Genomic DNA, 21611 nt, shown 5'->3' with positions numbered 1-21611 from the left:
AAATCGTTTTATTTCTTTCGTTACTAAAATCTGAAACTAACCTGCACATCTATCATATCATAACCATGCTTTGCTAGCGTTCTATCATTTACCCTGGCATATTCAGCCATAATTTCCAAGTTCTTGGTGAACTCATAATCCGCACCGATTTCATAAAGACTCTTTGCTGATGCCCATTCCCCTGTCTTACGATAAAGATCATAACGAGCCTTTACATGCATCTGCTTTTTGATGATAGGAGCAATAGCAAGAACATAGAAACCATCAGCTTTGTTTCCATTATTACTCAAGTTGCAATCAGTTGCAGTCTTTGAATCCTGATATGCTTTTGTAAAGGCATAGCCCGTTGAATGAATGTACTCAGAACGGAATGTCCAATCGTTAACTACATACTCTCCACTGATAGCATAACGATGCTGGGGAAGGGTTCTTACTGTACCTTTATGTTCTACAGAATTTCCTGCGGCATCTTTTTCTGTCCAATCACCTTTTCTGGCATACGAACCCTCCCAGCCGAATACTCCTAATCTCATCCCGGCTACAGGCATAAACCATATACCGCCAATAATATCCTTGCGCTGATCTACATCTTTCACATTGATGCCTTGGCCATTAAAAACTCCAACTTGATAATGCACAAGATTACGACCATTTCCATCTTTCAAGAAATCGCCTTGCAACTGAAGACCTATATCTCGTCCATTCGAGCTATGTGTTCCGACACGATCATTGAAGCCCGCCAAACTTGTAACACTCTGAGCATATCCCATAAATCCCTGATCGACCGGATGAATAGGGTTTTCAAAAGTGAATGGACGCTTAAATTGACCTAACTTCACTTTAAAATAACCATACTTCTGCCATTCTGCAAACAGGTCAACAATGCGAGGACTACTACCAAGCAAAACAGTATTACCATTCAACTGAACTTGTGTCTTCCATGCAACATCTTTCAGCACACGACCTTCTAGTGAAACCCTGACCAAGCGGATATTAAAGGAGTTTGCCTTCGCACCACTCTGCCCGCTATACTGATATTGCGTAATACCATACCCCGACAACTTGATGCTGTTGAACCATGCTGCTTTGCTTTCTTGTGCAGAGGCACCATAAGATGCGAGTGCAAGTAATGATACTAGAATTTCCTTTTTCATAAGTATATTATTAACGTTTTTCTATTTTCGTTTTAGTCAATTATGCAAAAGTAGCCATATTTTTTAAAAATTGGCTACTTTTTCCAAGGAAATCCTCATTAATTTACACTCCTGAAAAAACTTTCAGCTGCAAAACCTCTTATAATCCCAAGAAAGTTCCTACCTGATATGTCAGAGCAGAAACCACCCACGCCAATCCCGTAGTATAGACAGCCGTAAAGATAGCCCACTTCCAACTTCCAGTCTCACCCTTGATGGCAGCTATCGTTGCAATACATGGGAAATAGAGTAATACAAACAGTAAAAAGCAATAAGCAGATAGGGGTGTAATACCATCAGAAATCATTTGCCTCCTCAGGTGGGTATATTTTATCGTGTCTGAATTATAAGAAGTATCGTCGGCAAAACTGCTATCATCGCTGTAAAGCACCCCCATAGTACTGGCAACAATCTCCTTCGCACCGACACCAGCCAATAAGCCCACATCTAATTTCCAGTCAAATCCCTGAGGACGGAATACAGGTTCGATTGTTTTACCAATGCGGCCGATATAACTCTGTTCCTGTTGCTGACTGGGAGTTAATGCATCATTATGTGGGAAATAGCCTAAGGCCCATACGATAATACTTGCCACCAAGATAATGCCACCCATCTTTTTGAGATATTGCTTGCACTTTTCCCAAGTATGTCGACCTATAGCTTTCCAAGTTGGGAAGCGGTAGGGGGGAAGTTCCATCACAAACGGTGTATCTTCTCCCTTCACAAGCACCTTAGAATACAGTCTACTGATGATAACGGCCATCAGAATACCTATAAAATACAAGGAAATCATCACTGTAGAACGATATTCTGCTGCGAAGAATGTACCAATAATCATGATATAGATAGGCAGTCGGGCCGAACAACTCATCATCGGCAGAACTAGCATTGTTATCAGTCTGGAGCGTCTGCTTTCAATAGTTCTCGTTGCCATGACCGCAGGCACATTACATCCAAATCCCATAATCAGAGGAATAAACGACTTGCCGTGCAACCCCATCTTGTGCATGAGCTTATCCATGATGAATGCTGCTCTGGCCATATAGCCGGAATCTTCCATGTACGAGATAAAGAAATAGAGTATCAATATCTGTGGAAGAAATACGATAACAGCACCTACACCACCGATAATACCATCTGAAATCATTGCCTTTAACGGGCCATCCGGCAGTATTTCGCTGACTGCCCGACCTAGCCAAGCTACGCCGTACTCAATCCAGTCCATCGGGTATTGTCCCAAAGTAAATGTAGCTTCAAACATCAGCCACAAGAACAAGATAAAAATAGGAAAACCTAAATACCGATTCGTTATAATACGATCAAGCAAGTGTGTCGTCTGATAAGTATCCTTCTTATTCCCGGTAGAATAGAGAGCCTCCTTCAAAGCACCGTGAATAAAGCCATATTTGGCATCCATGATAGCAGTCTCGCTGTCCACTCCTGTCTCTTCTCTCACTCTATCTTCCGCCTTCTTCCGCTCTGCAAAAATCTCCTTACTCTCATCCAGAGTTTCAACATAAGATTCTACATCGTTATCATGCTCCAATAGTTTTATAGCTAAATAGCGGGTAGAATATTTCTGACGAAGATCAGTATTGTCTTTCAGATACCGCTGGATATGCGATATACCCGATTCTATCTCATGCCCATGATTAATATGGATATGGCGAAAATGAGGATTATCCCCTTCATTCCCTTCATACATGTCGACGACAGCATCCAAAAGTTCATTGACTCCACGCCCACTTGTAAATGAAGTCGGTATCATCGGAACACCAAAAAGCGTGCCGAGCCTATCTGCATCAACGTGGTCTCCGCGTTTTTCCACTTCATCATACATATTGAGTGCACAAACCATTCGCAGGTGCATGTCTATCAACTGTGTCGTAAGATAGAGATTGCGCTCGAAATTACTGGTGTCAATGACATTGATAATCACGTCGGGGGTCTCTTCTATTATCTGCTTTCTTACGTACAACTCTTCCGGACTATAGGCAGAGAGACTATACGTTCCCGGTAAATCAACAAGATTAAAATAATATCCCCGATGTTCTGTGTGGCCCACTTTGGCATCTACAGTCACCCCACTATAATTGCCGACACGCTCATGCGCCCCCGATGCGAAATTAAACAGGGAAGTCTTACCACAATTCGGGTTACCCACCAAAGCCACATTGATGACCCGTCTTCTAGCTATTGCAGCCAATTTCAATTCATCATCAGAGACATGTAATTCCATTTCTGAGAAGATAGAAGTTGTAGCATCCTTGTCAAGGCTTGCTGATTTGGCTTCTCTCTCGCTCATCACTTCAATCATCGAAGCTTCACTTCTGCGTAATGAAACTTCATATCCCATGACCTTATATTTTACTGGGTCTTGTAAAGGGGCATTAAGCAGTACCTCCACTTTCTTTCCTTTGATAAACCCCATCTCTACAATGCGCTTTCGGAAACCGCCGTGCCCTGTCACCTTTACAATCATTCCATATTCGCCCGTCTTCAGATCTGATAGTTTCATATTCCTATATCTATGACATGCAAAAGTAGTCAATAAACTTTATTTTTGTTTTTCTATCATTTTATTTTTAGCAAAAATACCTATTTATAGGTATAGTTATTTAGCCTTTAATTTGTATGTTTATATGATTGCGCCCTTTATATCGTTTAGGTTTTATGGTATCTTTTACAATCATGGTATCAAAAAAAATGTAAAAGCTATCTGCAATGCAAAATATTTCCATAACTTTGGCTATCATACTCATAGCAATTATTATTTGTAATTCTTTGTATTTGGGCATTATAAGGATGCTGTGATTTTTATTTAAGACGATAATAGTTATCAAACTCATATTAATATAAACAAAAAGCAGCAATATTCGGAAAGAAAAAGTCCTATTTTTCAGACTTCATCCGATATGTCTGCCACATTAAATTTATCAGACTTATGAAAAAAGAAATTTTTAAAATCGCATTATTGCTTACTTGTGCAATATTCTCAAGTTGCACGGCAAAGGGGCTGAATAAAGAAAAAGAAACAAAAGTCATGAAAGGAAAAGCAGAATTATATCTAGCAGGAGGATGTTTTTGGGGTACGGAACACTTCTTGAAACAGATAAACGGAGTTATAGAAACAGAAGCGGGATATGCCAACGGAAACACCAAGAACCCGATATACAAGGATGTATGTACTGACCAAACAGGCTTTGCAGAGGCTGTAAAAGTTGTATATGATCCTTCAGTATTACCTTTGTCAATGTTGTTACAGTTGTATTTTAAGACTATCGACCCAACTTCGATAAATCGTCAGGGCAACGATGTCGGTTCGCAATATCGTACAGGTATATATTATACTGATGGAGCTAATCTGCCTGTGATAACAGCCGAAATAGCAAAATTACGCCAACTATATTCCGAACATATTGCTGTAGAAGTGAAACCTCTGAAGAACTTTTACAATGCTGAAGACTATCATCAAGACTATTTGGACAAAAATCCTAATGGATATTGTCATATACCGAAGTCTATGTTCGATGTTGCGAGAGAGGCGAACAAGCACGATGGGGAAAAGAAAGAATACACAAGACCAGACGATAACGCGCTGAAAAGTAAACTGACGAGACTCCAATATGAGGTAACACAGAATGCAGCGACCGAAGCCCCTTATCAAAACGAATTTTACAATGAATTCAGAGAAGGAATATATGTCGACATAACGACGGGCGAACCGCTATTTCTTTCTACTGATAAATTCGACTCTGGATGTGGATGGCCTGCATTTTCAAAACCTATCGACCAACATCTTATAAGTGAAAAGCATGACTCTTCGCACGGAATGGAACGTACAGAAGTGCGTAGTAAAAATGGAAATGCTCATTTGGGACATGTATTCAATGATGGCCCAAAGGAAAGAGGAGGACTGCGATACTGCATCAACAGCGCATCGCTCAGATTCATTCCGAAAGCCGATATGGAAAAAGAAGGATATGGAAAGTGCATACAACTGATAGTACCGGCAAAGAATATCCATCGTTAAGCCTGTTTTATGAGATATGAAACAACACATATTTTCTTTCATATACAACACATTTAAGTCCAAGCATCTTATCAACCGAAGATGGTATCATCTAATATTCTCTACATTTGCAATAGTATGTCCCACAAAGAATTACGCCAACGACAGCATACCATTCAAGCATTACGGACACATATACCTACCATCTGTCATCAATGATTCCATACCCTGTCAACTGGTCTTCGATACAGGTGGAAGTAATCTTTGCTGTATAGACTCTGTATTTTTCTCACAATCTAAATGGCATCCTGCAAATATGCAAAAAGCCAAGACGGGTGGAGGGGCTGGAAACATAATAGTACCACTCATCTACGATAAAACTTCTATCAATCTGGGCACACACAAGACACAATACCCCTATGCCCCTGTCATCAAGCTAAGAGATATCCTTGACAGGCATGCAGACGGCCTACTAGGCATAAAGGACTTAGACTCCCGTCCGTATAAACTGGACTTCGAACACAACCAACTTATTCTGCTGGATTCATTGCCACACGATTTGTCATCATGGCAATCTGTTCCTATCAGATATGAGAATAGCCGGCTGTATATCAAATTATCAGTCGTTATTGACAATCAGAATATTACAGGATGGTATTTGATAGACACCGGGAGTAGCGGAACTATCGATTTCACGGCGCACACCAGCTCTCTCTATCGCTTGGACTCAATTCCCAGGAAGAAAAGAATTACCGATATTACCAACTTCGGAGTTGGAAATAAAGAGCAGGAATATGTTGTCGATATGAAGTCCGACCAAATAATCCTTGTCCGTGACACCTTACACAATATCACAATCGGCTATATTCCTGAAGGGGTAGGAGCTTTCGGTAAAAGAGAATGGCTAGGTGTCATCGGCAATGGTATCTGGTCTAATTACAATATCATCATAGATACACCACACAAAAACCTTTACCTTAAACGGTTTCAATCTCTAGAAAAAAGTGAAGCCAGTGGATATGATTATGGCTTCAGAAACCGCACCGACATCTGCGACGGATGGATAGTCTCTTCACTAGTAAGAGACGGAGATGCCCTCAAAGCCGGTATCGAGATAGGAGATACCATCATGGCCATCAATCATAAGCCCGTCAAAGACTTCACATGGGACGAAGAGTGGGCAGCAGACGATATGCCTACACAAGAAATAGAACTGAGAGGGAAGAGTGGGCAACTTAAACACATATTCTTGGAAGCCAAAACATATTGGCAAGAAAGAAACACAAAACCGGCCACCTACACAGAAATCAAAATTAAAGAAAATCCACAGCAATCATTTTCCAAGTCTATCCCCGCAGGAGACTATAGCGGAATCAGCTACCTAGGCGACAACAAATATGTCGTCGTCGACGACAAAGCAAGCCCCGACGGCTTCAGTATTTTCTACATAGAGATAGATTCTATCTCGGGAATCATCAGAGAGGTTGAGTTAAAAACCGTCAAAAATAGCGGGCAGCCCAACAGAGATGGGGAGGGGATTACCTATTGTCCAAGCCGCAATACTATCTTTATTTCAGGAGAGAAAGACAACGCTATAAAAGAATACACACTAGATGGTCAACTCACTGGTAACATCGTTTTTATACCAGATTCTATCAATCAAAACTTAAATAGCAATAAAGGACTGGAATCCTTGTCATGGAATGAGCATACACAACGGTTATGGACAGCCACGGAAGATGAAGATTGCAGGCTCTTGGAGTATGACAGCAATCTCAAACTTGTCAATGTGTGGAAGTACAAAGTAGACCCAGCCACATCAAAACAAGACTATGTCAATGGCGTAAGCGAGATATGTGCCTTAGCTGACGGTCGCATACTGGTTTTGGAACGCGAGGTTATGATACCCAAAAAGAAAATCGGAGCATGGGCAGAATGCAAACTTTACGTAGCAAAACCGATAAATGGGCAAATGGAAAAGCAACTACTTACTAAATGGAAAACCAAAATGAATATGACAAACCACTCATTCGCCAACTATGAGGGCATGTGTCTTGGTCCGAAACTATACGGCGGAAGACAAGTCCTTATACTGCTGGCAGACTCCCAACATCGCTACAAAGGAATACTCAAAGATTGGTTCAAAACCTTCATCTTGGATATGTGATATTACTGCAAAGGCTTCGCAATATTGCTGCCGAGCCTCAACAGCATCGCTGCAAAGGCTTAGCAGCATTGCTGTAAATACCTTGCAATAAATCATATAAAAAGCGACAAAATTCAGAATGTTGCAAACTCATGGATCAAGAGCAGGGAACAAGAAACGAATTGCATAATTTTACACATGCGTATGGAATCCGCCCACAATACTAATTTCGTTAATTCTAATTAAAATTCACATGATACAGAAGCAATAGCGAGTTTTCCCGATTTTATTGATTTACTTTGCAACAAAATACCCCTCGATTATCAAAAATAATAGTAAACGTTTTTAATTATTACATATATGAGAAAACCAAACAGGTTAGTAAGAGAGATAGCCAGGCCCCTTTATAGGCCACCATCCATCAAAATATATGTGGTTGAGAATGGAAATCTTCTTAGTGACAGTGAGAATGATATTAATTCGACAGTTAGGCCGGACGATTGGAATCCAGATGTGACAGTTACACCTAATAATGGTGAAGGAGAACTTGACCTCGGAGATTAGCTTTTATAAAAATATTAGATAGATGAAATATATACATATTAGCGCAGTAAAGGGGAGATTTACCCTTATGTTTATGTCATTAGTATTCGTGGCATGTAACAGCGATGAAATACAGAATACACAACCAAAACCCAGCATCGGCAGCATTACTATCACCCAACCGGGTTATACTGATGTCATGCTCCGCACTACCCAATTAAGCAAAGACACCGTCATTACTTTAGGAGATGACTTAGAGGCTGAAGTGCATATCGAACGCGTAAGAGATGTTACAACACGTGCCGGTGAGACACCAACTTCTTCAACCTATACCCTTGCTGCTTATCAAAATGGACAGTTGGTGAAAAAGACAACAGGTACTGTCAACGGAGCTACATTTACACCAGACAATGAATTCAAGCTAGGACCTGGTACATACGATTTTGTTGCCTATAACAATGGTATCACAGCTTCTACCGACGGTTCAGAACTTATTGCCAAGCATGAAAATGCCGCAACAGCTCGTCTGGCTGTTACAAAAAATCAGACGATAATAGCCGGTTCACCTTTCAATTTATCTCTCGATGCGAAACATGTCGGTTCTCGCATTGTTGTGCAATTGAAAGCTTTAATGAATTTCACTCTAACTGACGCGAAACTGAGTAATACTGAAGAAATCCCGATGATTGGCACATATCGTGTAGCCGATAATACCTGGAATTATACAAAAGGAAACCTGCCTACGGAAATTGCACAACATTTCCCGGCAACATCAAAAGGGGACCCTCTTACAGGAAAAGATAATACTGAAGGTACTGGCAGCCTAACCTATACAGATGAAGCTACAGTCTCTAACGCAAGAGACTATCAATATTTTCTACCATCTACTAACGCCAATAGTCTTACCCTGACTTTCAAAAGTGGCGAGATGTATAAGAAATCATTAGCAAATAAAAGCATCAAACTCATTACTCAGGATTTGGCCGCAAATGGTTCATATATTATACAGCTGAAGTTAAATCGGTTATTCAAATATCTTTTCCAAGATGGTACAACCGATTATTTGAAAAACAAAGGAAGCCGTACACCTATTGCATTGGTGATAGATCCTGTTCAGAAAATAGCTGTAGCTCTAGAAGAAGAACCTGTTAATATGAAATGGGCAACCTCAGGCCCTGGAACAGATGCAAAAACTGTTTATGCCAATATTCAAGATGTTGTAGGTGTCTATAATGGTTTTGACGAAACATGGAGTGCTGACAATAGCGCTTCAGGTCAAGTTCGTGGTAATAATACTGCATTCAAAGCAATGTACTCTGCTGCAACATGGTGGGCAAACCAACTACAAGCGAAGGGAATTACTTTAACCAATGGTATGGGCGAAGGGTCTCACCGTTGGTATTTGCCAAGTCTTGGTGAAATAGTTTTATTCTATAATAATATTGGATATTCCAACATAACAGCAGATAATATCACTCAAGCGTATGATCAGGGGCATATACTTCCATGGTATGGCCAAGGATTGCAGCGAGAAGCATTTATCCAAGCAGGGGGAACAGTGCCAACTCAAAGATGGTACTCCTCTACTGCAACAAGCCTAAAAGGAGATAACCACGTATTCCATACATGGACACAATGGAGTACAGCCGTGAATAATGGCACAACGTATAGGAATCAAATAAACTTTAATTCTACGCTATATACTCAGAGTCCTGGAAATCCTTGTACCGCCCGCGCTTTCATCAGATACAAATAGCATGCGCGATTCTATAGAATAACCAGAAGCAATTCATTAAAAGAGGGTATGTCATCATAGAGATATATCCTCTTTTGATTGTACACCATTGTAAATATCCTGCATCTTCCATTTACAGCACTCCCATTAAACTCTATAACAGATATGGCAAAAAGAGATTATATACTAGCCAACAAGAATTGGTTGGCAGCAAAAGCCGAAGAGGCTGACGTAAAGGCATTGCCCAAAGGCATATATTATAAGATATTAACCGAGGGAAATCAGGACAGCCCCAAACCTACAATCAGGAGCATCATTACGGCTCACTATACTGGTTGGACTATTAATGGCAAGAAGTTTGACAGCAGCCGTGGCGGTGCGCCATTGGCTTGTAGGCTCTGCGACCTCATCGAAGGTTGGATAGTCGCCATACAACAGATGCATATCGGCGATAAATGGGAAATCTATATCCCTGCCGAAATGGGATATGGCAAGTTCTCGCAACCTGGAATCCCAGGAGGTTCGACACTCGTTTTTGAAATTGAATTATTAAATATAGCATAATAGATGTAACGCAATCCAATTTATATTTATATTTCTGATATGAACTCAGCAGAGATTATCGGCTACATGGAGTCGCTTGCAGACATGAAGCAACGCCAGATATTGATGCGATTCTTTAAGACTGGTAAAGAGGAATATGGTGAAGGGGACGAGTTCCTTGGTCTGAGAGTTCCGCAGACACGCAGAATAGCCAAAGAGGTAAAAGATTTGCCACTGCATGAAGTGCAGACACTGCTGTGTTGCAAATGGCATGAAGTCAGGCTTTGCGGCTTCCTCATTCTGGTATCAAAGTTTGAAAAGTTTTCGAAAAAGAAGCTGCTATATGACGCCAAAGCTATAGAAGAACGTGACCTGATTGTAAACTTCTATCTTGAACATGCCCATCAAGCTAATAACTGGGATCTTGTCGATTTATCCGCTCCGAAGATTCTGGGCTATTGGCTGCTTCTGCCTACATTACTTGGAAGTACTGATAGAACTGCGGGGCTGAATACAGACTACAAGCTGAGAATACTTGACCAATTGGCAGACAGCAAATGTCTCTGGCTTCAGCGCATCAACATAGTCTGTACATGGATGACCAACCGCCATGGAGAGCCCTCGTATTGCCTTCGATATGCAGAGAGAAACCTACACCACCCACACGACTTAATGCACAAAGCCATAGGCTGGATGCTTCGTGAAATGGGAAAGAACAACAATATAGAATTATTGCGATCGTTTCTGGAACAACACGTACATGAGATGCCACGCACGATGTTGCGCTACGCCATAGAGAAATTACCGGAAACCGAACGCCAAATGTGGCTGAGAAGATAAGATAGCACACAGCAATCTCATATTATCACCTTATCTAGGTCGTCGATTCCCTTTGGTCTTCCAAACTGGCGGCGTATTGCTTCGTTTATAATCATCTGAAGGACGAAAGGATTTGTGCTTCCTACCGGAAGATTTATCGACGGCATGGTTTTCATACCCACTACCAACCGGGCGGTCACTATATCTCACATCCTTTTTAAAAGAGTTCTTTGAAACTGCACTTCCATTGGGATAAAGCCGTTTAATCAATTCCGGACGTCCGATACGCAGCAATTCCTTTTCTATATTTCTCCGCTCTTCAGGTTTATACCAAAAGAAGAACTGGCGTTGCGCCAATTTCTCTTTCGGAGTCTTGGCACTGAAAATAGGTTCGAGCGTATATGGGTCATATCCCGTATACCAAGTTTCAGTAGAAATCGTCATAGGGGTAGGGGTGAAGTCTTGCACTTGCTCTAGATGAAAGTCCAAGTCCTTCGTCTTGATGGCGAGGTCTGCCATATCCTCTTCTTTACATCCCGGATGGCTACTAATAAAATATGGTATAATCTGTTGCCTTAAATTTTCCTCTCGGTTTATGCGGTCAAAGATTCTCTTGAACTCATAGAATTGGGCAAAAGAAGGTTTACGCATTAAGTGAAGTACATTGTCACTCGTATGTTCAGGAGCTACTTTCAATCGACCACTGACATGCTTGGTTATCAGTTCATGTGTATATTCCTTTGTCGTCTCATTGACATGTTCGTCTTTGCTACGATGCAGCAGAAGGTCGTAACGCACACCACTGCCAATAAAACTTTTCTTAATGCCGGGTAACGCATCCACAGCATGATAGATTTCAAGCAACTGACTATGGTCGGTATTCAAATTAGGGCATACCTGAGGATGGATACACGAAGGGCGGACACAATGCTCACAGGCCTTTCTGTTGCGTCCTTTCATTCCGTACATATTGGCCGAAGGCCCTCCTAAATCAGATAAATATCCTTTGAAGTCGGGCATTTGGGTGATATGCTTCACCTCATTGAGAATACTCTCCTTGGACCGGCATACCACGAATTTCCCTTGATGGGCCGATATGGTACAAAAAGAGCAACCACCAAAACACCCCTGGTGCATATTTACCGAAAACTTAATCATCTCATACGCAGGAATCTTCTTGCCTCTGTATTTGGGATGTGGAAGTCGGGTATAGGGCAAATCAAAGGTAGCATCCAGCTCCTCTGTCGTCAATGTAGGATAGGGGGGATTTACAACAACATACTGATGGTCAACCTCTTGCAGCAGCCGTTTGGCATAAATACGATTAGATTCTTCCTCTATGTGTCTGTAATTCTCCGCTTCAGCCTTCTTGTTGCTCAAACACTCTTCATGTGAATGCAATATGATGTCCTCGTCGGTAATACCTTCAGGAATATCTTTTTCCTTGCTTAAATATGCAGTCTGAGGTATCGAATGAATCTGCCGGATAGACAATCCGTTATTCAAGTCGTCGCAAAGCTGTAGAATAGACTTTACACCGGCACCATATAATAATAAGTCTGCACCACTATCACAGAGAATACACTTACGCAATCGGTCCTGCCAGTAATCATAATGGGTCAATCGGCGCATGGATGCTTCGATGCCTCCCAATACGACCGGCACATCAGGATATAGTTGTTTCAATATCTGGGAATAGACTATCGTGGGATATTCCGGTCGGCAATCATGCCGACCATCAGGACTATACTCATCAACAGACCGTAGACGCCTGTTAGCAGTATACTTATTGACCATAGAATCCATACATCCCGGAGAAACTCCAAAGAAAAGCCTTGGACGCCCAAGTTTCTTAAAATCCCGAAAGTCTCCATGCCAATCCGGTTGGGGAACAATTGCTACACGATAGCCGGCAGCCTCTAAAGTGCGACCTATAACTGCTACGCCAAATGAGGGATGGTCTACATAAGCATCGCCGGAAAACAGGATGATGTCCAATTCATCCCATCCTCGCAGAAGACATTCCTTCTTCGTAGTGGGTAGAAAATCCGTTAATTCAGGCATCGTATAGCCTTGTTTGTTATGTATAGTACTCTTTTCAGCCAATTTTTTTCGATTAATCTGTTACGGTCAAGGAATCTATATTGGTTTTAGTCTCACTTTTCTTGTCTTTCCAATCTACATATAATAAGACCAGATTGTGCAGACCAACAGCCTTCATATTGCTATTATAGATAACATCAAGGCACAAGTCGAGCAACTCCTTATCTTGGCCGGTTTCCGTCTCTAAAATAGCTCTCACATTAAATTTAAGTTTATCTAGCACGGTTTCGTCTATAATACCGTTGCTATCTACTAAATTACGAAGAAGCTGATACTTATCGAGCGTAGCCAAATGAGTCTCGCTAATCTCAATACTCCGTGTACCAGATTGGTTTGCTTGGATTTTATACATACTTATTCATTTTAGGTTTTTATCAACAAATTGTAGGAGTCCTTGCATGATAAGTCCCTGTTGTGTTTTAGACTTAATACATTCAAATGGAAATCCCAACGTAATACAATGATAGTCTGGTCCCTTGTATGCAACACTCGCACTCGTCCCATCTCCATATAACATAGCTGAGAATGAAGAGCCTGGTGCAGGCAGCAGTACATCTGTGGACGTAGCCGCATAATGTATCGGATTCATAGTTCTATAAATCTCCATTCGATTATTCAGCCCTGATACAACAGAGTCGCCAGACTCCGTATTGGAACGCTCATACTGAAGTTTTAAAACGCGTGACAAAAACAGACTATCCGTCATCGAACGGCTATCGCTACCAATATAACTACCGCTCACTATCAAGCCTACATGTGGTTTTTGGGTAAATGCAGTTAGTAATTGTTGCCACTTAGGTGAGAATATCTTATAATCTTTCAGAGCATGGGATGTATGTTTCTGAAGTCCATTTACAAGATCGACTATATCATAATCTGAGAGATTTACCATTCCAGATTCTACTGCTGAGGCTGTAGTACTCACGATATTATACCGATGGGCCATTGCTATAGACGCAGCATGGGCAACTACATGATTAAAGTTATTGCCGGCAACGAAATGGCCTGCCAATTCATTACCACCATACCCTAAGCCTCCAGGGCCTTCCTTTCCCATCATTGAGCGGTCAAAATCATGCTGCAATCCATTCCAACCTGCATATAATCCTCTTTGCACACCAGGATCATCTTTTAAGTCGAATCCCTGGCGAATACCATCATCTATCACTGATGGAGCAGACAACCGATCAAAATGATCGACAACCAATATAGTCTTCTTATCCGGACCTGCAATCAATCCGGACAATACAGGAGTGGAGAAGCTCTCACCTCCACTATTAACGGCTGTTACCTTGAAATTATATTGTACACCAGGTACAACCTCTATTACACAAGAATTTGTTTTGACGCTCGTTCCATTGTCAAACCCATGCCCCTCGACAGCTTGATAAACATTAAAGGAGGTTGGGGCAGCAGTAGGCTCTAATGAATCGGTTGCAGGCGACCACGATAAACGGACATGTGTAGCATCCAATATCCGAATATTAAAATGCTGCGGAGCTAATGGCTGTACAATACTCGGACACCCATGATTATCGTTGATAAATCTCAGTATGGTCTTATAGACAGAACGAGCCAATGCGAATTTAAACAGAGGGTCTTGGCCCAATATCATATCAGGAAAACTCTGATGGGACAACATTTCCAATATGGCAGAAGGGACTTCCGGATTTCGTGTTTCCGAATAATTGCGATCCCATAAATATCGGATAGCCCACCGATTGCCAATAGCAGCAGAGAGATCTCTACTCAGTCCATCGAGCAGAGACTTTGCAAAATCCTTGGAAAGGAGTCGACTTACACCTGACGAAAGTTTCCCATCATTAAAATTTGTCGTGCAGATTGCAAGAGAACCGGTAAGAGATTTACCATCGGGTTCGAAGCCTGCATCACTATGTACAGCCAAACTCAACTCAATTGGAACATTCAAGCCTTCTTTCGTAGGAACATAACAAGAGCCTCCTGCCAACCAGTTCGTCATATAGGAACGCACATTAATATCGTCGCTATAATCGTCTTGGCCATTCTTACTACTGTAAATAGAGTAGGGAACACCTGCCCACTGCGCATAATACCTAGCTCCCTCCAAAGCTCTAGGAAGCCCACTTACAGAACTACCTCGGCGTATATTTCCCATACCACCACCGAATCGAACAGCATCGGATGTTACAACACCACGCTTTTCAGACTGATTGGTGAGGACAACCCGATTTTCTTCTGTGCATCCTGCATCAAAATCAAAAGTTCCCAAATACACCCATGTTCCACCTCCCATTGTCTGGTTGACATGAAACACGGTTTTTCTACCCTGATGATACACTGTATATTGAGCATCGGGAATACTATTCGGCAACGTCTTGTAAGATACATATACAGCATACTTACCCGACTCTTGAATATGTGGCTGATATGACAATAGTGAAAAGTGCTTTTTACTCTTAGTTGCCTTGGCCATTTTTGCAGTCCCGGCCACAAATGGATTCTCACCATCGGCATAAAAACCGGTACGCGATGCAAAACCTTTATCTGGAGCAGTCTCCCAATCATGCTTGACATTCACCTCCAGATAGCGAATGCCGGGATTTACATCATCATTATCAACAATGTATTCTCTTGTCTGCCAATCGCGCTCTCTGGGAGTAAACACCACCGCACCGGCATTTTGCAACATAGGAATGAGATAGGGGACCACTATCGTCTGAGTAAATAAATCCTCTGTAGTACCAAATAAATTGGGACGTTGCCATTCCCACTGCTGTTTTTCGTTATTAAAATACCTGCCATGACTGGCCCAAACAGAAATATGTCTGTTATAAAGTCCATGATAGGGTTCACTGGGTTTTGTGACATCTAATACCCACGGAGTACCATCATACGTGATATGTCCCCACATATTTCTAGAATCTTTATCAGAAACTTTACTGCCCTTAGGCAAATACTCTATGGGCATATTGTTGACAAGAATTCTAAGAGTATAATCTTTTAATGTCCGTGGAAGCTCTTTCTTGATGAGTTTATATGTTTTATCTACCTGTTTGGGCGTTACATCCAATTGGGCATATACATTCCTTAGAGTAACTATAAGTGATTTGGTTTGATAATCCACAGATATTGTCGACACATAATTCTTATTATTGTCATAACTGGCAATATCTCCAAAATATCCATATAGCCTATTATTGATAGACATGTTCAATTGGGTTGTTTCTTGGGAATATCCGCTAAAAAACAACATGCAACAAGCTATCAACAAAACTATTTTCTTATTCATCAATAACCAAACTTCTGTGGATATTTTCCAACGAAAGAAGAGAAATACTGTTTAATCTCTATAATATCCTTTTCAAAATCTCCTGTAGGAATAAAGAGCTTAGTACACTCTATTAGTTTCTTCTGGTAATCTACTCCATAAAGCAAGATAGGAATACCAGCTTTCAACGCAATAAAATAGAATCCTTTCTTCCAATCAGGATTATAAGAGCGCGTACCTTCAGGAGTTATACACAATTTAAATTGATCGGAGTCGATAGCAGTCTTTGCTAAATTATCCGTCATACTAGAATGCTTATCACGCCATACCGGGATTCCTCCAAGACTTTTAAACAATCTCCCTAAAGGCCAGAAAAACCATTCTTTTTTCATTAAGAAATTGATTTTAAGACCCTCTGCACGAGAATAAATTTGCCCTAAGAAGAAATCCCAATTACTGGTATGAGGGGCTAAACAGAGAATATACTTGTCTGGATGTTCAACAGTTATATTCTTCTTCCACCCCAAATATGAGTATAGATACCAATTACAAATTTTTCTAAACATTTGGAATATCGTAGAGTAATTTAACCGAGATTATTAATTTGGTCGATTACTTCATCTATTTGCTTATTGAAATCTCTAATCAGAGACTTGAAGTAGGCTTTACTTTTCATTCCAGGCTCTACATGAGAGATTCTTCGAATATAGTCGCTATGAATAACTATAATCGATGACAGCAAAGCATCTAAATTGTCACGATTGACATGATGTCCATTATACAAAGATGCAGCTATGCACTCTGAGAATAAATCACTGCAGATGTAGTTGATTGTACGTTTAAGAACTCGTTTGTTTGCCATAATTTTTCTTGTTAGAAATACGTATCATGTGTTGTTATATGCCAAAGGTAGAAAAAAAAATGGAAACGTCAAGTTATATGGAGCACAAAATGTTTTAATTGCATCATTTGTCGATAAAATCCTTTATCATCTCAATTAAAAGCGTTATTTTTGCAGTGATAAACGATATTCAATATCACTTAAATAAATATTTATTGTTAACTATGGAAATTAGTGCATTGCAGAAAGAAAGAGCTGCGTATCAGCCCAAGTTGCCTAAAGCTCTTCAAGGTGCAGTTAAGATTAAAGAAGGAGAACCTACCCAAAGTGTAGACAATCAGGAAGAAATCAAGAAGTTGTTCCCCAACACCTACGGAATGCCTCTCGTAGAATTTGTTCCCGGTGACGAGAAAAACGCATTAGAAATGAATGTAGGTATCATTCTCAGTGGTGGACAAGCTCCTGGCGGTCACAATGTCATTAGCGGTTTGTTTGACGCTGTAAAGAATCTGAATCCAAATAATCGCCTATACGGTTTCCTCATGGGACCTGGAGGCTTGGTTGACCACAACTATATAGAAATCACTCCTGAGTTCCTTGATGGGTATAGAAACACAGGTGGTTTTGACATGATTGGTTCAGGCCGTACAAAGCTAGAGAAGGAAGAACAATTCGAAAAGGGACTAGAGGTTATTCGCGAATTGAATATTAAGGCAATTGTTATCATTGGCGGTGACGACTCTAATACTAACGCTTGCGTTCTTGCAGAATACTATGCTGCAAAGAAGTATGGTGTTCAGGTAATCGGTTGTCCTAAGACTATCGACGGCGATCTGAAGAATGAACAGATTGAAACTTCATTTGGATTTGACACTGCAACAAAGACTTATAGCGAGCTTATTGGTAACATTGAACGTGACTGCAACTCAGCCCGTAAATACTGGCATTTCATTAAATTGATGGGACGTTCAGCATCTCATATAGCTCTTGAATGTGCTTTGCAGACACAACCTAATATTTGCTTAATTTCAGAAGAAGTTGAAGCAAAAGACCAAACTCTGAACGATATTGTTGAGCAAATAGCCTCAGCAGTAGCTTCCAGAGCTGCTCAAGGCCAGAACTTCGGCGTCGTTCTGATTCCAGAAGGACTGATTGAGTTCATCCCTGCTATTGGCCGTCTGATTCAAGAACTCAACGATCTCTTGGCCGCTCACGGTGATGATTACAAAGACTTGGATAAGGCTGCCCAGAGAGAATATATCCTTTCTCATTTGAGCGATGCTAATAGGGCTACATTCGAAACTCTGCCCGAAGGTGTTGCAAGACAATTAAGCCTGGATCGTGACCCTCATGGAAATGTTCAAGTATCATTGATAGAAACCGAGAAACTTGTTTCTGAGATGGTTAGCGACAAATTGAATCAGTGGAAGAAAGAAGGCAAATACGAGGGTAAATTCTCTCCATTACACCACTTCTTTGGCTACGAGGGTCGTTGTGCTGCTCCTTCCAACTTCGATGCAGACTATTGCTATGCACTCGGTACAAGTGCAGCTTTGCTTATCGCAAATGGCAAGACTGGTTATATGGCAATCGTAAAGAATACTACAGACAAGACAGACAACTGGAAAGCTGGTGGTGTGCCAATTACCATGATGATGAACATGGAAAGACGCAATGGTGAGATGAAGCCTGTAATTCGTAAAGCATTGGTAGAACTGGAAAGTAAACCCTTCAAATTCTTTGCAGCAAAACGCGACGAATGGGCAAAAGAAACTTGCTACATCTATCCAGGACCAATTCAGTATTGGGGACCATCTGAAGTATGTGATCAAACAACTAAGACACTTGTTTTAGAACAAAAATAAAAAATGTATATAAAAATCATTGGGTAGGGAAGTGCGTCTCTACCCAATCTTTTTATGAATAAAAGAACATCTACACAAAGAAAGCCATCTACATACCCGAATCGCAGACAAAATAGGGGGGTAAAACGAAGAAAACAACATTCTTTTTCATTTCTTCGTATATTGCCCAAACGTGCTTATTGGTTTGGGGGAATAGGTATTGTCTTTATATATGTATGGATTTTCTATTATTTTTTTGTAGGACCTACGGGCTTCAGATGGAGAGCTTTATATGGTGACACCCGTTATCCTTCTGGATATGAAATTCATGGGATAGACATATCACACTATCAAGGTAAAATTAATTGGGACAAGCTACAAAATGCAATGATTGAAGGCTGTCCACTCCGATTTATCATAATAAAGTCGACAGAAGGAGCTTCAGAAATTGACGAAAACTTCGAAGAGAACTTCAATCATGCACGTGAATATGGATTTCTGCGAGGGGCATATCATTTCTGGAGCGTCAAATCAACAGCTCGTGAACAAGCTAATTTCTTTCTCAAGAAGGTTAATCTATTAGATGGCGATTTACCACCTGTGCTAGATGTTGAAAAGAAGCCTAAAAATCAGAGCATTGAAGACTTCCAACAAGATATCTTAACTTGGCTGCATATTGTTGAAGACAGATATCATGTGAAACCAATCATATATACATATTATAAGTTCAAGGAAGCTTATCTCAATGCACCCGTATTTGAAGATTATCCATATTGGATTGCTCATTATTATGTAGACAAAGTAGAATATAAAGGTGCATGGAAATTCTGGCAGCATACAGATGCCGGTAGACTCCCCGGAATAAAGGGTTACGTAGACTTCAATATATACAATGGCTCATTCTATGACCTTAAAAAGCTAACTATCGGCAATGATGAGTGGTAGAGTGTAATAGCAATAAGTTTATTTATCATAATGCCGATTATGTTAAAAATTGGCTTTATCAATAAAGGCATAGCATGTTCTATATTAAAATGATAATCACAAATGAATATCTTTATCGTCGCTCAAGCAGCACAACATTCTCTACATGAGGAGTATGCGGAAACATGTCAACAGGCTGAATAGCCTTAACACGATAGTCTATATCCAGTAGAGAAAGATCACGAGCTTGCGTTGCTGGATTACAACTTACATAAACTATCCGTTTAGGTGCAGTATCCAGAATAACCTTAACCACATCCTCGTGCATACCTGCTCTGGGCGGATCAGTGATAATTACATCTGGTTTACCATTTTCATTTACAAAATCTTCCGTCAAGAGATTCTTCATATCCCCTGCATAAAAAACAGTATTATCAATCTGATTAATATTACTATTGTTCTTGGCATCTTCAATAGCCTCAGGAACATATTCGATACCAACAACTTTTTTTGCCTTTCTTGCAACAAAATTAGCTATCGTTCCTGTTCCTGTATACAAATCGTATACAAGTTCATTGCCTGTCAATCCTGCAAAATCACGTGCAACTGAATACAAATGAAACGCTTGCTCCGTATTCGTCTGATAGAAACTCTTAGGTCCTACTTTAAACTTCAGATTTTCCATTTGTTCATAGATATAATCTCTACCACTATACAATGTCAAATCTAAGTCACCAAAAGTATCATTACCTTTCTGGTTATCTACATACAATAAGGAAGTTATTTCAGGAAAACGCTGCTTGATAAATTCCATTAATCCTAATGCTACAGCTTCATCCCCCTCATTGCTGAAGTGGAATTGCACCAGTATCATCCATTCTTGAAGATTAGAATTTCTAATCATAATATCACGTAAGAGCCCTGTTTGCGCCTTGATATCATAAAATGAGATGTGATGTGCTATACTATAAGAATAAATTTCATTCCTTATCGTATTGTGAAAGTCATCCATCAATACGCATTTCTCTATAGGATAAATCTTATCAAAAGCACCATTTACATGAAACCCAATTGCATTCATATTGTCATATACAGTACCGCTGCCAATTTCTTCGCTGGTCAAATAACGCTTATTAGAACAACCGAATTCCAACTTATTGCGATACTCAAAAATTTCAACCGAACCTAATATCTGATTAAATTCAGGCAATTCAACTTTGCCTATACGTGATAATTGATCATACACTTGCTGCTGTTTTGCCTCAAGCTGCTTTTCGTATGGCAGTATTTGCCATTTGCATCCTCCACAAATACCAAAATGAGGACATTTAGGTGAAGTTCTAACCTTACTCAATTCCACGAAACGCTCTACCCTACCTTCGCAGTAATGATGCTTTTTCTTAACAATCTGTATATCCACAATATCACCTGGTACACAGAAAGGAACAAATATAACCAAGTCATCTACGTGAGCTATACATTTTCCTTCTGCTGCAACAGACTCTATTCTTACATTCTCAAACTTAGGAAAGGGTTTTGATTTTCTACTCATAATGATTTTTTGGATAGTTGCAAAGGTACAAAGAAATAGGTAAATTACACGTAAAGAACGCAGTAATTACTCAGTAGCCTGCAAAAAAATAGAGGTTGTCAACTTT

Annotated in this window: 16 protein-coding genes; 8 read left to right on the top strand and 8 right to left on the bottom strand. The window is 40.4% G+C overall.

Features of this window, described 5'->3' with window-relative positions; all coding sequences use genetic code 11:
* Positions 1 to 23: 23 nt before the first annotated feature.
* Positions 24 to 1154, bottom strand: a complete 1131-nt coding sequence (locus tag ACZ42L_RS02920) for a porin (protein WP_464716561.1) — start codon at positions 1152 to 1154, stop codon at positions 24 to 26.
* A gap of 139 nt (positions 1155 to 1293) precedes the next feature.
* Complete coding sequence (gene feoB, locus ACZ42L_RS02915; RefSeq protein ID WP_464716560.1) at positions 1294 to 3711, bottom strand: ferrous iron transport protein B; 2418 nt, start codon at positions 3709 to 3711, stop codon at positions 1294 to 1296.
* 426 nt (positions 3712 to 4137) lie between these two features.
* On the opposite strand from feoB, the gene msrB reads away from it, so the two are divergent.
* The 6 genes from msrB (at position 4138) to ACZ42L_RS02885 (ending at position 11012) form a co-directional block, all read left to right on the top strand.
* Positions 4138 to 5226, top strand: a complete 1089-nt coding sequence (msrB, locus tag ACZ42L_RS02910; protein WP_464716559.1) for a peptide-methionine (R)-S-oxide reductase MsrB — start codon at positions 4138 to 4140, stop codon at positions 5224 to 5226.
* Positions 5227 to 5242: 16 nt separating this feature from the next.
* Entirely contained in the window at positions 5243 to 7372 is a 2130-nt protein-coding gene (locus ACZ42L_RS02905; RefSeq protein ID WP_464716558.1) for an esterase-like activity of phytase family protein, read from the top strand.
* A gap of 339 nt (positions 7373 to 7711) precedes the next feature.
* Positions 7712 to 7915: a hypothetical protein gene (locus ACZ42L_RS02900; RefSeq protein WP_464716557.1), complete on the top strand. Its 204-nt coding sequence runs from the start codon at positions 7712 to 7714 to the stop codon at positions 7913 to 7915.
* A 22-nt stretch (positions 7916 to 7937) separates the two neighbouring features.
* Entirely contained in the window at positions 7938 to 9650 is a 1713-nt protein-coding gene (locus ACZ42L_RS02895) for a hypothetical protein (protein ID WP_464700596.1), read from the top strand.
* A 144-nt stretch (positions 9651 to 9794) separates the two neighbouring features.
* Complete coding sequence (locus ACZ42L_RS02890; RefSeq protein ID WP_464716556.1) at positions 9795 to 10193, top strand: FKBP-type peptidyl-prolyl cis-trans isomerase; 399 nt, start codon at positions 9795 to 9797, stop codon at positions 10191 to 10193.
* A gap of 39 nt (positions 10194 to 10232) precedes the next feature.
* On the top strand, positions 10233 to 11012 hold the full coding sequence (locus ACZ42L_RS02885) for a DNA alkylation repair protein (RefSeq protein WP_464700592.1): 780 nt from the start codon (positions 10233 to 10235) through the stop codon (positions 11010 to 11012).
* A gap of 30 nt (positions 11013 to 11042) precedes the next feature.
* Here ACZ42L_RS02885 and ACZ42L_RS02880 read toward each other — a convergent pair whose 3' ends face one another.
* From ACZ42L_RS02880 to ACZ42L_RS02860, 5 genes are read right to left on the bottom strand one after another with little or no spacing between them, the layout of a single operon-like run.
* Complete coding sequence (locus tag ACZ42L_RS02880; protein ID WP_464700591.1) at positions 11043 to 13055, bottom strand: YgiQ family radical SAM protein; 2013 nt, start codon at positions 13053 to 13055, stop codon at positions 11043 to 11045.
* 52 nt (positions 13056 to 13107) lie between these two features.
* Positions 13108 to 13446, bottom strand: a complete 339-nt coding sequence (locus tag ACZ42L_RS02875; RefSeq protein ID WP_464700589.1) for a hypothetical protein — start codon at positions 13444 to 13446, stop codon at positions 13108 to 13110.
* Positions 13447 to 13452: 6 nt separating this feature from the next.
* Entirely contained in the window at positions 13453 to 16365 is a 2913-nt protein-coding gene (locus ACZ42L_RS02870) for a golvesin C-terminal-like domain-containing protein (RefSeq protein WP_464716555.1), read from the bottom strand.
* Entirely contained in the window at positions 16365 to 16910 is a 546-nt protein-coding gene (locus tag ACZ42L_RS02865; protein WP_464716554.1) for a 1-acyl-sn-glycerol-3-phosphate acyltransferase, read from the bottom strand. The genes ACZ42L_RS02870 and ACZ42L_RS02865 overlap by 1 nt, the downstream gene beginning before the upstream one ends.
* A gap of 20 nt (positions 16911 to 16930) precedes the next feature.
* Positions 16931 to 17206, bottom strand: coding sequence for a hypothetical protein (locus ACZ42L_RS02860; protein ID WP_464716553.1), 276 nt, complete (start codon positions 17204 to 17206; stop codon positions 16931 to 16933).
* 203 nt (positions 17207 to 17409) lie between these two features.
* Between ACZ42L_RS02860 and ACZ42L_RS02855 the strand changes: the two genes are divergently transcribed.
* The gene (locus ACZ42L_RS02855; protein ID WP_464716552.1) at positions 17410 to 19050 is read left to right on the top strand and encodes a diphosphate--fructose-6-phosphate 1-phosphotransferase; all 1641 of its coding nucleotides are present in this window, start codon (positions 17410 to 17412) and stop codon (positions 19048 to 19050) included.
* A gap of 54 nt (positions 19051 to 19104) precedes the next feature.
* Positions 19105 to 19974, top strand: a complete 870-nt coding sequence (locus tag ACZ42L_RS02850; protein WP_464716551.1) for a glycoside hydrolase family 25 protein — start codon at positions 19105 to 19107, stop codon at positions 19972 to 19974.
* Positions 19975 to 20086: 112 nt separating this feature from the next.
* Here ACZ42L_RS02850 and rlmD read toward each other — a convergent pair whose 3' ends face one another.
* Positions 20087 to 21505, bottom strand: a complete 1419-nt coding sequence (rlmD, locus tag ACZ42L_RS02845) for a 23S rRNA (uracil(1939)-C(5))-methyltransferase RlmD (RefSeq protein ID WP_464716550.1) — start codon at positions 21503 to 21505, stop codon at positions 20087 to 20089.
* Positions 21506 to 21611 lie beyond the last annotated feature (106 nt).

It is taken from the genome of Prevotella mikamonis (assembly GCF_055381405.1).
Note: the sequence above shows the minus strand (reverse complement) of the source record. Positions and strands in the feature narration are given on the sequence as shown.